At 64.2% G+C, this 13080-nt stretch carries 11 protein-coding genes; 3 read left to right on the top strand and 8 right to left on the bottom strand.

The features are described 5' to 3' along the window. Position 1: 1 nt before the first annotated feature. From BLS51_RS03485 to BLS51_RS03470, 4 genes are read right to left on the bottom strand one after another with little or no spacing between them, the layout of a single operon-like run. The gene (locus BLS51_RS03485; RefSeq protein ID WP_090178217.1) at positions 2-1150 is read right to left on the bottom strand and encodes an HlyD/EmrA/EmrK family protein; all 1149 of its coding nucleotides are present in this window, start codon (positions 1148-1150) and stop codon (positions 2-4) included. A gap of 9 nt (positions 1151-1159) precedes the next feature. Beyond that, the gene (locus tag BLS51_RS03480; RefSeq protein ID WP_090178220.1) at positions 1160-2593 is read right to left on the bottom strand and encodes an efflux transporter outer membrane subunit; all 1434 of its coding nucleotides are present in this window, start codon (positions 2591-2593) and stop codon (positions 1160-1162) included. A 9-nt stretch (positions 2594-2602) separates the two neighbouring features. Further along, positions 2603-4141, bottom strand: a complete 1539-nt coding sequence (locus BLS51_RS03475; protein ID WP_090178224.1) for an MDR family MFS transporter — start codon at positions 4139-4141, stop codon at positions 2603-2605. Further along, positions 4138-4572, bottom strand: a complete 435-nt coding sequence (locus tag BLS51_RS03470; protein WP_090178229.1) for a MarR family winged helix-turn-helix transcriptional regulator — start codon at positions 4570-4572, stop codon at positions 4138-4140. The genes BLS51_RS03475 and BLS51_RS03470 overlap by 4 nt, the downstream gene beginning before the upstream one ends. A 142-nt stretch (positions 4573-4714) precedes the next feature. Between BLS51_RS03470 and BLS51_RS03465 the strand changes: the two genes are divergently transcribed. Beyond that, positions 4715-5224, top strand: coding sequence for a hypothetical protein (locus BLS51_RS03465; protein ID WP_090178233.1), 510 nt, complete (start codon positions 4715-4717; stop codon positions 5222-5224). Positions 5225-5256: 32 nt separating this feature from the next. Continuing rightward, on the top strand, positions 5257-6558 hold the full coding sequence (locus tag BLS51_RS03460; RefSeq protein ID WP_090178236.1) for an NAD(P)/FAD-dependent oxidoreductase: 1302 nt from the start codon (positions 5257-5259) through the stop codon (positions 6556-6558). Here the strand turns inward: BLS51_RS03460 and BLS51_RS03455 are convergent. Together BLS51_RS03455 and BLS51_RS03450 are read right to left on the bottom strand one after the other, a co-directional pair. Next, the gene (locus BLS51_RS03455; protein WP_090178241.1) at positions 6545-7273 is read right to left on the bottom strand and encodes a sensor histidine kinase; all 729 of its coding nucleotides are present in this window, start codon (positions 7271-7273) and stop codon (positions 6545-6547) included. The genes BLS51_RS03460 and BLS51_RS03455 overlap by 14 nt on opposite strands. Positions 7274-7357: 84 nt before the next feature. Beyond that, complete coding sequence (locus tag BLS51_RS03450; protein WP_090178244.1) at positions 7358-8974, bottom strand: response regulator; 1617 nt, start codon at positions 8972-8974, stop codon at positions 7358-7360. 178 nt (positions 8975-9152) lie between these two features. Between BLS51_RS03450 and BLS51_RS03445 the strand changes: the two genes are divergently transcribed. After that, positions 9153-9572 (top strand): hypothetical protein, encoded by a 420-nt coding sequence (locus BLS51_RS03445; RefSeq protein ID WP_090178247.1) that lies wholly within the window; start codon positions 9153-9155, stop codon positions 9570-9572. Between the two features lie 48 nt (positions 9573-9620). Here BLS51_RS03445 and BLS51_RS03440 read toward each other — a convergent pair whose 3' ends face one another. Further along, the gene (locus BLS51_RS03440) at positions 9621-10598 is read right to left on the bottom strand and encodes a diguanylate cyclase domain-containing protein (protein WP_090178250.1); all 978 of its coding nucleotides are present in this window, start codon (positions 10596-10598) and stop codon (positions 9621-9623) included. Between the two features lie 243 nt (positions 10599-10841). Next, the gene (locus tag BLS51_RS03435; protein WP_090178255.1) at positions 10842-13040 is read right to left on the bottom strand and encodes a PAS domain-containing hybrid sensor histidine kinase/response regulator; all 2199 of its coding nucleotides are present in this window, start codon (positions 13038-13040) and stop codon (positions 10842-10844) included. Between the last annotated feature and the right edge of the window lie 40 nt (positions 13041-13080).

Below are 13080 nucleotides of genomic sequence, written 5' to 3'. Positions count from 1 at the left end.
GTCACAGATTGTGGGCGATGATGGCGTCGGCGTCGGTGGCGGCTTGTTGCAAGGGCTGGGCCAGGGCCTGTGTGGTGTACACCGGCGTTTGTGGCATTGCCGCGCCCAGCACCGGGCCGTCGGTCTTGCTGATGTCGACCGATACGGTGGTCGACAGGCCGATGCGCAGCGGATGCTCCTTCAGCTCTTTCGGGTCCAGCGCGATGCGCACCGGCAGGCGTTGTACCACCTTGATCCAGTTGCCGCTGGCGTTCTGCGCCGGCAGCAGCGAGAAGGCGCTGCCGGTGCCGGCCGACAGGCCCACCACGCGGCCATGGAATTCGACCTTGCCGCCATACATGTCTGCTTCTACCTTGGCCGGCTGGCCGACACGGATATGCTTCAGCTCCGATTCCTTGAAATTGGCGTCCACCCATAACTGATCCAGCGGCACGATCGCCATCAGCGAGGTGCCTGGCGTGGCGCGCGCGCCGATCTGCACGCTGCGCTTGGCTACGTAGCCCGACACCGGCGCCAGGATGGTGTTGCGGCGCGCCGCCAGCCAGGCCTGCACGTAGTCGGCCTTGGCCGCCTGCACCGCCGGATGCTGCGCCACACCGACGCCGCTGACGCCAGCCTTGGCCGCTTCTTCCTGCTTGACCGCGACAGCGATCGCGGCGCGCGCATCGTCCACCGCCTGGCGCGCGTGTTCGACTTCTTCGCCGGAGACGGTATGGTCGGCGGCCAGCGGTTTGCGCCGCGCCAGGTCGTCTTCGGCATTTTTCAGTTGCAGCTTGCGCTGCGCGATGGTGGCGTCGTACTGCGCCACGTCGGCGTAGCGCTGGCGCTGCTGGCGCACGGCGGCGCCCAGCCTGGCGTCGGCCTGCTGTAGGGCGATGTCGGCATCGGCCGCGTCCAGCTGAATCAGCGGTGCGCCGGCCTGCACCATCTGCGTTTCATCGGCGCGGATTTCGGTGACGTTGCCCGTCACCTGCGACGACAGGTTGACCAGGTTGCCGCCGACGTAGGCGTTGTCGGTCTCCTGCACCTTGGACAGCACGATCTGGTAGTAGGCCGCATAGGCTACGCCGGCGGCGATGAAGGCCAGCGTAATCCCCGCCAGCAGGGCCTTGCGTTTTTTTTCGTTGGGTTGGGTGGTGTCAGTGCTCATGATGATGTCCTATTTGGATGCGGTCGCCAGCGGCGCTTGTTCGTGATAGCCGCCGCCCAGCGCGTTGGTCAGCGCGACTTCGGCCAGCAGTTGTACTTGTTGCAGATAGAGGTCGGCATCCTGCTGCCTGAGCAGCGCCAGGCGTGCATTCAGCACGCTGCTGTTGTTGGCCAGGCCGTGATCGCGCCGCGCCTGCGCCGACGCCAGTTGCGCGAGTGCCGCCGACGTTGCCGCCGCCTGCTGCGTGATCTGCTGTTCGATGCCTTGCAGCTGTGCGCCGCTTTGCGCCACGTCGCGCACTGCTTCGACGATGGTCTGGTTGTATTCGGCGATGCGTTCGTTGCGGTTGGTGCGGGCGCCGTCCAGCTGCGCATCCAGGCGGCGGCTGTCGAACAGCGGCAGCGAGATGGTCGGGCCGAGATAGACGGTGCGGCTGGCTGCCTGCAGCAGCTTCTCGACCTTGATGGTGTCGAGGCCGATGGAGCCGGTCAGGTTGACGTCCGGGTAGAAGGCCGCCTGGGCGGCGTCGATCCTGCTCAGCGACGCCTCCACCTTCCAGCGCGCGGCCTGCAGGTCCGGACGGCGCGCCAGCAGCTCGATGCCGAGGCGGGCGGGCAGGACGTGCGGTGCGGACGACAGTGGCACAGGCTTCAGGTCTGTCAGCGCCTGGTTGTCGGCGCCGGCCAGCGCGCGCAGCGCTTCGCGTTCATGTTCGATGTCGGCCTGGAGTTGCGCCTGCTGCTTGCGGATCAGGCTCAGGTCCGCTTCCGCCATGCGCTGCTCGTCGGCGTTTGCCAGGCCGCGTGCGATGCGCTTGGCGCTATCCTGCACCAAGACCGATTGCGTGGCCGCCAGCTGCTCGGTGTTGGCCAGCCGCGCCCACGCGCCTTGCAGGCGGAAGTAGCTTTGCGCGATCGACGCGGCCAGCGCCTGTTCGGCTTCCGCGTAGGCGGCGCGGCCGACATTCAGTTCGCCGACGGCGGCCGCCACTTGCGCGCGGTTCTTGCCCCACCAGTCGAAGTTGTAGTGCAGGTCGAGGCGCAGCGTTTCGGTGGTGAAGTAGGCGCCGCCGATCGGTTCGGGGAACAGGCCGGTGCCCGAATAGCGCTGGCGGTTGGCGTTGGCGTACAGCGACGTCTCCAGCCCGAGGTCGGCCAGGCTGCGCGACAGCGACGAGCGCGCGCTGCCGATGTGGGCAGCAGCCACTTCCAGCGTCGGTCCGCTGGACAAGGCTTGCCTGATGATGGCGTTCAGCTGCTCATCATGGTAGGCGGTCCACCACTGGGCTTCTGGCCAGCCTTCGTTGGCCAGCTTGATGCCGGCAGACAGTTCGGCGCTGGCGATGTCGCGCCTGGGGAGCGGGTGCGTGTCCGGCGCGATGGCGGCGCAGCCGGAAAGCGCCACGGCCAGGGCCAGCAGAATAGGTTGTAGTCGAGTTTTCATTTGCTTTCCTTAGTCCATGGCGGCATGCGAGGTATCGACCGGCGCGCTTTTTGCCGGCGGCTTGACCAGCACCAGCAGCGGTATCACGCACAGCGTCAAAATAAACATCAGCCAGAAGTCGTCGACGTAGGAGATCATCGACGCCTGGCGCGTGATCTCGTTATTCAGCGCGGCCGCCGCTTCCGGCGTAGCCAGGTTGTCCAGCAGCGCCGGATTGGTGGTGCTGATATGTTCCGTCAGCGAGGCGTGCACGGTTTGCGTGTTCCGCACCAGCAGCGTTTGCACCAGTGCGATGCCGATCGAGCTGCCGATATTGCGGATCAGGCTATAGATCGCCGTGCCCTCGGCACGCAGTTCCGGCGACAGCGTGGCGAAGGTGGCGGCGCTCAGCGGCACGAACACCAGTCCAAGGCCCAGGCCCTGGATCACGCCCGGCCAGATGATGTCGCTCTGCGACAGCACCAGCGTGTAGCGCGACATCTGCCACAGCGAGAAGGCAGTGATCAGGAAGCCGGTACCCAGCAGCAGGCGCAGGTCGACCTTGCCCACCAGCCGGCCGACAAACATCATGGCGATCATGGTGCCGATGCCGCTGGGCGCCGTGACCAGGCCGGCGATCTTGGCCGGATAGCCCATCAGGCCTTGCAGCATGGTGGGCGTCAGCGCCCGCGTGGCAAACAGCACCACGCCCACCACGAAGATGAACAACAGACCGCTGACGTAGTTGGAATTGCGCAGCAGCCGGTAATCGAAAAAGGATTTGCCGGCGGGGCGGGTGGCCGTATGCGCGACAAAGTAGGCAAAGCTCAGCGCCAGGATGCTGGCTTCGACCCAGGTTTCGGTGGCGTTGAACCAGTCGTTCTGCTCCCCGCGGTCGAGCAGCATCTGCAGCGCGCCGATGGCCAGGCTGAGCGTGGCGAAGCCGAAAGCGTCGAAGCGCATCTTGCGCGGCGCATCGACCTTGCGGATGTAGCGCCAGATGCCGTAGAAGGCGATCGCGCCGATCGGCACGTTGATGAAGAATACCCAGCGCCAGTCGTAGCTGTCGGTCAGCCAGCCGCCGAGGGTGGGGCCGAGGATCGGGCCGATCATCACGCCCATGCCCCACACCGCCATGGCCGAGCCGTGCTTTTCGCGCGGGTTGATGTCCAGCAGCGTCGCTTGCGACAGCGGCACCAGCGCGGCGCCGAAGACCCCTTGCAACAGGCGGGCGATGACGATTTCGGTCAGCGAGCCGGCCAGGCCGCACAGCACCGACGCAACAGTGAAGCCGGCCACCGAGGTCAGAAAGATGTTCTTCTGGCCGAAACGGTCACACAGCCAGCCGGTCAGCGGCGTGGCGATGGCGGCGGCGACGATGAAGGAGGTCAGCACCCAGGTGATCTGGTCCTGCGAGGCCGACAGGCTGCCCTGCATGTGCGGCAGCGCGACGTTGGCGATGGTGCCGTCGAGCGCCTGGATCACCGTCGCCAGCATGATCGAGACGGTGATCATGCGGCGGTTCAGGCCGTCGTCCGCGACAGCGGCCGTTGCTGCGGCATTGCTCATGGGAGCGACTCGATATTGGCCTGGATCGCTTCAAGGAAGAGGGTGACGTTGCGCAGCATTTCGGGGTCTACATTGCCGAGCAACTCACGGCGCAGCGCATCGGCTTCCTGCCAGACCGACTGGTAGACCTCCTGGCCGGCAGGGGTCAGGCTCAGCAGCTTGACGCGGCGATCGGTTTCGGACGGCGTGCGCATCATGTAGCCGGCTTTGACCAGGCGGTCGACAGTGGCGACCATGGTGGGATCTTCCACACCGGCGCGTGCGGCCAGCTTCGTTTGCGACGGCGGTTCGCTTTCCTTGGCGGTCAGGGCGATGGCCATCCAGCTGGCCTGGCTCAGTCCCAGGTGCTTGAGGCGGCGGTCGATCGCCAGCCGCCAGGCCCTTGCGCTGCCGTGCAACGCGGCGGAAAAGCGTTCTTCTATAGAAGGCATATGATTTTACGGCTAATGGTTAGGTATCGAACGATTAGTTTAACACGAGTAAGATATGTTCGTCAGCGCACAGAAAAATCGTGCAGCATTTATTATGCTAAGTGGTGAGCAAGTTCGCTCGTGTCAAGAATAGAGACTCATCATGAAAGCCAAGTTACTCGCCGCCAGCCTGCTGGCGCTGTCCGCCTCAGCCTTTGCGTCGAATGTTTCGATCAGCGTTGGCCAGCCAGGCTTTTACGGTCGCATCGATATCGGCGACTATCCGGCGCCGCAACTGCTGTATCGCCAGCCGGTGATGATCGAGCGGCCGGTGCGCTATGTCGAAAGCGCGCCGATCTACCTGCGCGTGCCGCCTGGCCATGCGAAGAACTGGCGCAAGCATTGCCACGCTTACCATGCATGTAATCAGAGAGTGTATTTTGTACAGGACCGTTGGTATAACAACGAGTACGTGCCGCGCTATCGCGAGCGTCATGGCGGACCGCGCCATGAGCCGCACCGCAACGATCATCGCAACGATCATCGCAACGATCATCGTAACGATCACCATCGCGACGACCGTGGCCACGGCCGTGGTCCCGATCATGGTCGTGGCCCTGATCACGGACGCGGCCCCGATCACGGACGCGGGCACGACCGTCACGACCGATAACCGGCGGCACAGGCCGCCACAGGAGAAAAGTCTTGCAAAGTAAATACGTCATTGTTGGCGGCGGCGCGGGCGGGCTGGAGCTCGCCTGCAAACTGGGGCGCAAGCTCGGCCCGGAGGCAGTGATGCTGGTGGACAGCCGCCTGTTCCACATCTGGAAACCGTCGCTGCACGAGGTGGCGGCTGGCACGCTGGACGTGCACCAGGAAGGCCTGTCGTACCAGATGCTGGCGCACGACAACCGCTTCACCTTTGTCTACGGCCCGATGCTGGCGCTGGATGCGCAGCAGCGGGTGCTGACCGTCGGCGCGATTGAAAGCGGCGACGAGAGCAAGGAGCAGATACTGCCCGAGCGCCAGATCCAGTTCGAGAAGCTGGTGATGGCGGTGGGCAGCACCTCGAATTACTTCGGTGTGCCCGGCGCTGCTGAACACACCATTTCGCTGAACGCCACCGAAGACGCGGAACGCTTCCGCCTGACGCTGCTCAAGCTGCTGACGCTGGCCGAGCTGAAGAAAAGCGTGCAGCCGGATGCCGGTGTCGATGTGGTCATCATCGGTGGCGGCGCTACCGGCGTCGAGCTGGCGGCCGAGCTGCGCGAGGCCAGCGGCGTCTATGCCACTTATGGCTTTCGCCAGTTGCAGGCGGAGCGCGATGTCAGCATCACCTTGCTGGAAGGCGCGCCGCGCATCCTGGCGCCGCTACCCGAGAAAGTGTCGGCTGCCGCGCTGGAATTGCTGCGCCAGCGCGCCGTCAACGTCGTCACCGGTACGCGCGTGACCGCCATCGACGGCGCAGGCGTGACTGCCGGCGATACCGTGTATCCGGCGCAGATCGTGGTGTGGGCGGCCGGTATCAAGGCGCCTGACTTCCTGAAGGAGCTGGGGTTGCCGGTCACCAAGTCCGGCCAACTGGATGTTGATGGCACGCTGGCGGTCAAAGGGTATGATGATATTTACGCGCTGGGCGATTGCGCCGCCTGCATCGGCCCGGACGGCAAGCTGGTGCCGCCGCGCGCGCAAGCCGCACACCAGATGGCCGACTACCTGCTGGAGACTTTCATGCGCCAGCACAAGGGCCAGTCGCCGCAGACCAAGCCGTACACCTACCGCGACTATGGCTCGCTGGTGTCGTTCGGCCAGACCACCTCGGTCGGTAGCCTGATGGGATCGTTGAAGGGCTTAAGCTGGTTTGTCGACGGCTTCGTCGCGCGCATGATGTATGTCAGCCTGCACCTGATGCATCACCAGGCCGTGCTGGGCACGGTGCGCACCGGCGTGCTGGCGGTGGCGCGCTTCCTGATCAAGCGCACCACGCCGCTGGTCAAGCTGCACTAGGCTGTGGCTGCGGCTTCGGCAATATCATCGTCAGCGTGACGCCGCCCTCGGCGCCCGCTGACAGTGTCAGCGTGCCGCCCAGATAGGCGGCGCGCTCGCGCGCCATGCGCAGGCCGAACTTGCCGGCCGACTCGCCAGCCGGCACCGGGCCGCTGAGGCCGACACCGTTATCCTTCACCGTCAGCATCACTTCATCTTCGTTGTCGTCGACGATAACGTCGACTTCGCTCGCCTGCGCGTGCTGGATGATGTTGCGCAGCGCTTCCTCCAGCGTGTGCAGCAGCACGATGCCGTGGCTGCGCGGGCAGTCGAGTTCCTCTTCCGGCAGGCTGCAGCGGGCGGTGATGCCGCGCTGTTCGCCGAACTGCGTCACCAGCTCGTCCAGCGCCACGCGCACGCCGAGGAATTCCAGCTTGTCATTCCACAGCTTGAGCTGCATCTGGCGGTTGGTTTCGACGATCTGGCCAAGCAGCTTTTTCATGTGGCCAGCGCGGTCCTGCAGCGCCGGTTCGGGCGGCAGCTTTTGCATCAGCAGTCCGAGGTGCATGGTCAATGCCGTCAATGACGAGCCGAGGCTGTCGTGCAACTGGCGCGACAGCGAGCGGCGCTCGTTGTCCCAGCAGGTGTGGACGTGGCCGAGCAGTTCGCTCAGGTCGGCGCTACGCAGGGCGTCCTGCTGCGCAGTGTGCTGTTCTTGTGGTGCCGGTACGGACATGGATTTTCTCTGTAAAGTTCGGACGGACGACGGTCTTACCCGATCATACCCGAGCTTTGCGACCTCCGACGCACAACAGGCGCATTACTCTTTTATCGGCACCCTGGCACAGTTGTCGATCACCTCCATCAACTGGTCGATGTCGACCGGCTTGACCAGGTGACGGTCGAATCCGGCTTCCATGACGCGGCGCAAGTCTTCAGCCAGGCCGTAGCCGGTCAGGGCGATCAGCCTGATGTCGCGGGTGGCCGGATCGGCGCGCAGGCGGCGTGCCACCTCGTAGCCATCGATGCCGGGCAGGCCGATGTCGACCAGCGCCAGGTCCGGCTGGTAGTCCAGCGCCGCGCTCAGACCGAGCAGGCCGTCGGCTGCCGCTGCCACATCGTAGCCGTAGCCGCCCAGCATCATGGTCATCATTTCGCGGCCATCGTCGTTGTCTTCGATCAGCAGCACGCGCGGCTTGCCGTGCTCGGCTTTGGCGGGCGCTGGCGGCGCCACCACCTGATGCTCGATCAGCGGCAGGCGCAGCGTGAAGGTGCTGCCGCGATTCGGTCCGGGGCTTTCAGCCTCGATGCTGCCGCCGTGCAGTTCGGCCAGGCGGCGCACCAGCGACAGGCCGATGCCCAGCCCGCCTTGCGAGCGGTCCAGCGTGCTGCTGCCCTGCACGAACACGTCAAACACATGCGGCAGCAGTTCGGCGCTGATGCCGACGCCGCTGTCGCGCACGCTCAGCACCACATCGTCGTTTTCGGTCCAGGTGCGCACTTCGACGCGCCCGCCGGATGGCGTGTACTTGAGGGCGTTGTCCAGCAGGTTGCTGGTGATCTGTTCCAGCCGGGTGCTGTCGCCGTCGATCCAGCCGGCGTCGAGGTCCTGCACCAGCTCGAAATCGGTGCTGCGGCCGGTGGCGCGGTAGGTTTCCAGCGTTTGCCCGACCAGCGCCGACAAATCGAGCGGCAAGCGGTTCAGCAGGATCTTGCCGGACATGGCACGCGACAGGTCGAGCAGGTCGTCGACGATGCGGCCCAGGTGCTGGCTCTGGCGCTGGATGATTTTCTTGGCGCGCTGCATGCCATCCAGCGACACGCCCGGCAGGCCGATCAGCGAGGCGGCGCTGCTGATGGCGCTGAGCGGATTGCGCAGCTCGTGGCCGAGCATGGCCAGGAACTCGTCCTTGGCGTGGTTTTGCCGCTCCATCGACTTGCGCTCTTCGATTTCGCGCGTCAGCCGCTGGTTGGTGGCGGTCAGTTCGGTGGTGCGCTGGCTTAGCTGGCGCGCCTGCTTCTTCAGTTCCTCGCTCTTCATCGCCAGCGCCACGAACACCGAGATCTTGGCGTACAGGATCTGCGGAATCACCGGTGTGAACAAGAAATCGACGGCGCCGTGCTGGTAGGCTTTCAGCCGGTCCAGCTCGTCGGCCAGGAAGGCGGTGATGAAGATGATCGGAATGTCGGCCGAGCGGGCGCGGGCGTGGATGGCTTCGGCGGTTTCAAAACCGTCCATGCCCGGCATGTTGACGTCCAGCAGGATGACGGCAAAGTCATGCATCAGCACCTGGCGCAATGCGTCCTGCCCGGAACGCGCCGCCAGCACTTCATAGGACTCCTGCTCGGCCCATTGGGCGAGCAGGCTGGTCAGCGCGAACAGGCTGTTGGCGTCGTCATTGACGACCAGTATCTTTGGTTTGTCTGGTTTGGGCACGGGATCTCTGCCGTAGAAGCATTAATCGATGATAACAAGGGGCTAAATGAATGTCAAAAAAGCACATTCAATCGAGCGCTACAGCAAGGCGGGGCGGGGCGTGCGTTCGCTTTCGCACAGACCGCAGGCGATGGCGCTGGCACAGTAAAAGCGGACGATTAACCGAGAGGATTCCATCATGAATATCGATACTGTCGTGGACAAAGAATATGTTGGTCATAGCTTCCGCGCCCTGGCCGAGGCGCCGACCAGTGCCTTGCGCGGGCTGAGCGCCAAGGATGCCAAGGCGCTGGCCCAGGCCTTCAACGTGCACACCGTGCGCGACCTGGCCAACCTGGAGTTCGTCAAATGGGCGGTGGCAATCAGCACGCTGGCCAAACTGGAGCAGGAAACCCCGGCCGAGCAGGCCAGGGAAACCCTGCTGGACAACGCCGTCGAGATGACGTTCCCGGCCAGCGATCCGGTGTCGGTGGACGCCGGCATTACCCGTATTGAAGTGCCGCCGGAAGTGGTGAATGCGCATGATGACCACCAGAACGCTGCCAAAGTTGAAGAGTGCACCCAGAAGGGCATCAAGGAAGAAGCTGCCGCGCATTAAGCCATACCGTAGCGCAGGGTTGGCGGGCTGCGGCCCGCCTTTTTTATGTCAGGCCAGCGTGGCCGACATGGTGTGCGGCTGGCTCGGCTGATTGCGCATCGACTGCGCGGTGCAGCAACGGTTCTTGCCGGAGCGCTTGGCTTCATACAGGGCGCCGTCAGCGGCAGCAATCAGCGGCGCCACGTCGGTGGCATCATCGGGGAAGATGCCGACGCCGATGCTGGTCGACAGTTTCAGCGTCAGGCCATTGACCTGGTAGGGCTGCGAGACCGCTTCGATCAGCTTGTTGGCGGGTTCCTGGGTATCGGCCACGGTGGCGATATCACCCATGACGATGACGAATTCGTCGCCGCCGACGCGCGCTACGGTGTCTTCCTTGCGCGAGCAGCCGACCAGGCGCTGCGCCACCTGCTTGAGGATTTCATCGCCGTAGGCATGGCCATGGGTATCGTTGATGATCTTGAAACCATCCAGGTCCAGGTACATGACAGCAGCCTTGTTTTGCTGGCGCGTGGCGTGTTGCAGCACGGTGGCGATGCGGTCTTCCAGCAGCCGGCGGTTCGGCAGGCTGGTTAGCGGATCGTGCAGCGCCAGTTCCTGCTGCTGGCGGCTGTATTGCGCCAGCTCCTTGTACAGCAGGCGCACTTCCAGCATGTTGTGGATGCGCTTGTGAACTTCCAGCAGGTCGAACGGTTTGCTGATGAAGTCGCGCGCGCCGGCTTCCAGCGCGGCGATCTTGAAACTCGGCTGGGCAGTCAGGGCCAGCACCGGCAGATAGCCGCCTTGTTCGATTTCCTTCAGCCCCTTCATCACCTGGAAGCCATTCAGGCCAGGCATTTGCAGGTCCAGCAGGATCAGGTCGTAGCATTGCTGGCGGTGCATCGGGCAGACCTGCTCCGGCAGCATGGTGGAAGAGACATCTGTATAGCCGGCCTCGCGCAGGATCTCCAACATCAGTTCGACGTTGTCTGCGCTGTCATCCACCACCAGAATTTTGGCGTTCAGGATTTCGTCTCGGCTCGGCATAATGAGGTCTCTATCTCTCTAACTCTTAATAGTATTTCGATAATAACGCAAAGTGTGGGTGGTGCGACGCACACAAGCGCGTTTAATTTCTGCATGGAAACAATTCTACGCTAATTCCAGCAGTTTTGTAGTGTATCAACAGATTTTCTGATTGCTTGTAGGACATTGCCGCGTGTTGAAGTAGGAGTGGAAAAATTGCCACATGGAAACTTAATCAAAGCTGTGAACATTGTGATACCGTTTTCAAGCGTGGCGTTGGGCGGCTCCCATCGCGGCGACTTTGGCAATCAATTCGTTTGGCTCGATCGGCTTGGCGATATGCGCCAGGAAACCGCTGGAAAGCGCTTTGATGCGGTCTTCCGAGCGGGCAAAGGCGGTCAGCGCGATGGCCGGCAGGTCGCCGCCGCGCGCTGGCCCGAGGGCGCGAATGCGGTCCAGCAAGCCGTAACCGTCCAGTTCCGGCATGCCGAGATCGCTGACCATCAGGTCGGGGCGCTCATGTTGCAATAGATTCAAGGCTTCGCTGGCGGTGGCAGCGGTCAGCACCTGGGCGTTGCAATCGGCCAGGATGCGCTTGATGAGTTCGCGCGCATCGTCTTCGTCATCCACCACCAACACTTGCAGACCGGTTAGATCATGCGCTGCAGCATGGTGCTGCGCCTGCTGCTGTTCAGTGCTCATGCCTGGCTGCTGGGCGGTATGGCGCGGCAGGCGCAGCGTGAAGCACGAACCCATGCCTTCGCCTTCGCTGGCCACGTCGATGGTGCCGCCATGTTGTTCGACCAAGTGCTTGACGATGGCCAGCCCCAGTCCGAGGCCGCCATGTTGGCGGGTGGTGGTGGCATCGGCCTGGCGGAAGCGCTCGAAGACGTGGCCGAGGAAGGCCGGGGCGATGCCAATGCCGCTGTCGCGCACGCTGATGGCGATGTGGTCGCCGTCGCGCTGCACGCCGACGGTGACGCTGCCGCCAGGTGGCGTGAACTTGAGCGCATTGCTGAGCAGGTTCCACAGGATCTGTTGCAGCCGGCTGGCGTCGCCGGCCACCATGCCGGGCGCGTTGGCGAAATCTTTTTCGATGCGGATCTGCTTGGCCTCGGCGGCGGCGCGCACGGATTCGATCGCGGCGGCGGCAATCGCGGCCGGCGCCAGCGGCTGCATCTCCAGCCGGACCCGGCCGGAGGTAATGCTGCTCATGTCGAGCAGATCTTCGATCAGCTGCGACTGGGTGCGGGCGTTGCGCTCGATGGTTTGCAGGCCGCGATGCAGGTCGGCCTCGCCGCGGTTGCCACGGCGCAGCACTTGTGCCCAGCCGAGTATCGCGGTCAGCGGCGTGCGCAGCTCGTGCGACAGTGTGGCCAGGAATTCGTCCTTCAGCTGGCTGGTGCGCTCGGCCTCGGCGCGCGCCTGGCGCTCGGAATCCAGCAGCACCTTGCGTTCCTCGGCCGCCCGTTGCGACGCTTCGTACAGCCGTGCGTTGTCGATGGCGATGGCTGCCTGGGCGGCGATGCCACCGATGATGCGTTCGGTGCGTTCGCTGAACATGCCGGGCTCCGGGTGGCCGAACATCAGGCAGCCGATTGCCACGCCGCTGCCCAGCGCCACCGGCACCGCCAGGTAGCTGCGCACCGGCGGATGGCCGGATGGCACGCCGTGGTGGGGCGCGTTGCCACCGTAGCGCGGGTCCTTCAACACATCGTCGCAGCGCACCGTGCCTTCGCCACGCATGCTGGGGCCGAACAGGGCAGTGGCGCGTGGCTGGCCGTATTGCGAGAACTCGTCGGCCGCGCCGCTCGACAGCGTGTGCAAGACCATCGCCTCGCCAGCGGCGTTGGTGCTGTGATAGAAGAAGGCGCCGAAGCGTGCGCCGGCAATGCTGGTGGCGGCGTCGGTGATTTCCTGCAACAGGCGGCCAAGATCGCGCTGCGAGGCGAGCATCATGCCGGTATGGTTGAGCAGTTCCAGAATGGCGGTTTCATCGCGCAAAGCTTCCTGCGCGCGCTTGACCTGGTCGACATCGGTACTGGTGCCGAACCAGCGCAGCACGCTGCCATCGGCGCCGTGCACCGGGTTGGCGCGCATCAGGAACCAGCGGAACTCGCCCTGCGCGCTGCGGATCGGGACTTCCAGTTCGAACGGGGTGCCATGGTGGCGCGATTGCGCCCAGTGTACTTCCAGTGCATCGATGCAGTCCGAGGCGTAACTGCGTTTCCAGCCATCGCCGGCCATTTGCTCGGGCGTGGTGCCGGTATAGTCGTACCAGCGCTGGTTGTACCAGATCATGGCGCCATCCTGCTCGGCAATCCATGCCAGTTGCGGCATGGAATTGGCGAGCGCGCGCAATTCCAGCTGGCTTTGACGCAGCGCTTCCCTCGCGCGCAACAACTCGTCGTGCGCGTCCGCTGAGGGGGGCGGAGTGGCGATAGGATGGTTCGGAACTGTCATGGAATTATTTTAGCGCCAACACCATTGCCAGCTCCGCACG

It is taken from the genome of Duganella sp. OV510 (assembly GCF_900100205.1).
GTDB lineage: Bacteria > Pseudomonadota > Gammaproteobacteria > Burkholderiales > Burkholderiaceae_D > Rugamonas.
Note: the sequence above shows the minus strand (reverse complement) of the source record. Positions and strands in the feature narration are given on the sequence as shown.

Coding starts and splice junctions, on each gene's coding strand:
- BLS51_RS03445 (WP_090178247.1), top strand. CDS start 9,153: ATGAATATCGATACTGTCGTGGACAAAGAATATGTTGGTCATAGCTTC.
- BLS51_RS03475 (WP_090178224.1), bottom strand. CDS start 4,141: ATGAGCAATGCCGCAGCAACGGCCGCTGTCGCGGACGACGGCCTGAAC.
- BLS51_RS03435 (WP_090178255.1), bottom strand. CDS start 13,040: ATGACAGTTCCGAACCATCCTATCGCCACTCCGCCCCCCTCAGCGGAC.
- BLS51_RS03465 (WP_090178233.1), top strand. CDS start 4,715: ATGAAAGCCAAGTTACTCGCCGCCAGCCTGCTGGCGCTGTCCGCCTCA.
- BLS51_RS03455 (WP_090178241.1), bottom strand. CDS start 7,273: ATGTCCGTACCGGCACCACAAGAACAGCACACTGCGCAGCAGGACGCC.
- BLS51_RS03480 (WP_090178220.1), bottom strand. CDS start 2,593: ATGAAAACTCGACTACAACCTATTCTGCTGGCCCTGGCCGTGGCGCTT.
- BLS51_RS03470 (WP_090178229.1), bottom strand. CDS start 4,572: ATGCCTTCTATAGAAGAACGCTTTTCCGCCGCGTTGCACGGCAGCGCA.
- BLS51_RS03485 (WP_090178217.1), bottom strand. CDS start 1,150: ATGAGCACTGACACCACCCAACCCAACGAAAAAAAACGCAAGGCCCTG.
- BLS51_RS03440 (WP_090178250.1), bottom strand. CDS start 10,598: ATGCCGAGCCGAGACGAAATCCTGAACGCCAAAATTCTGGTGGTGGAT.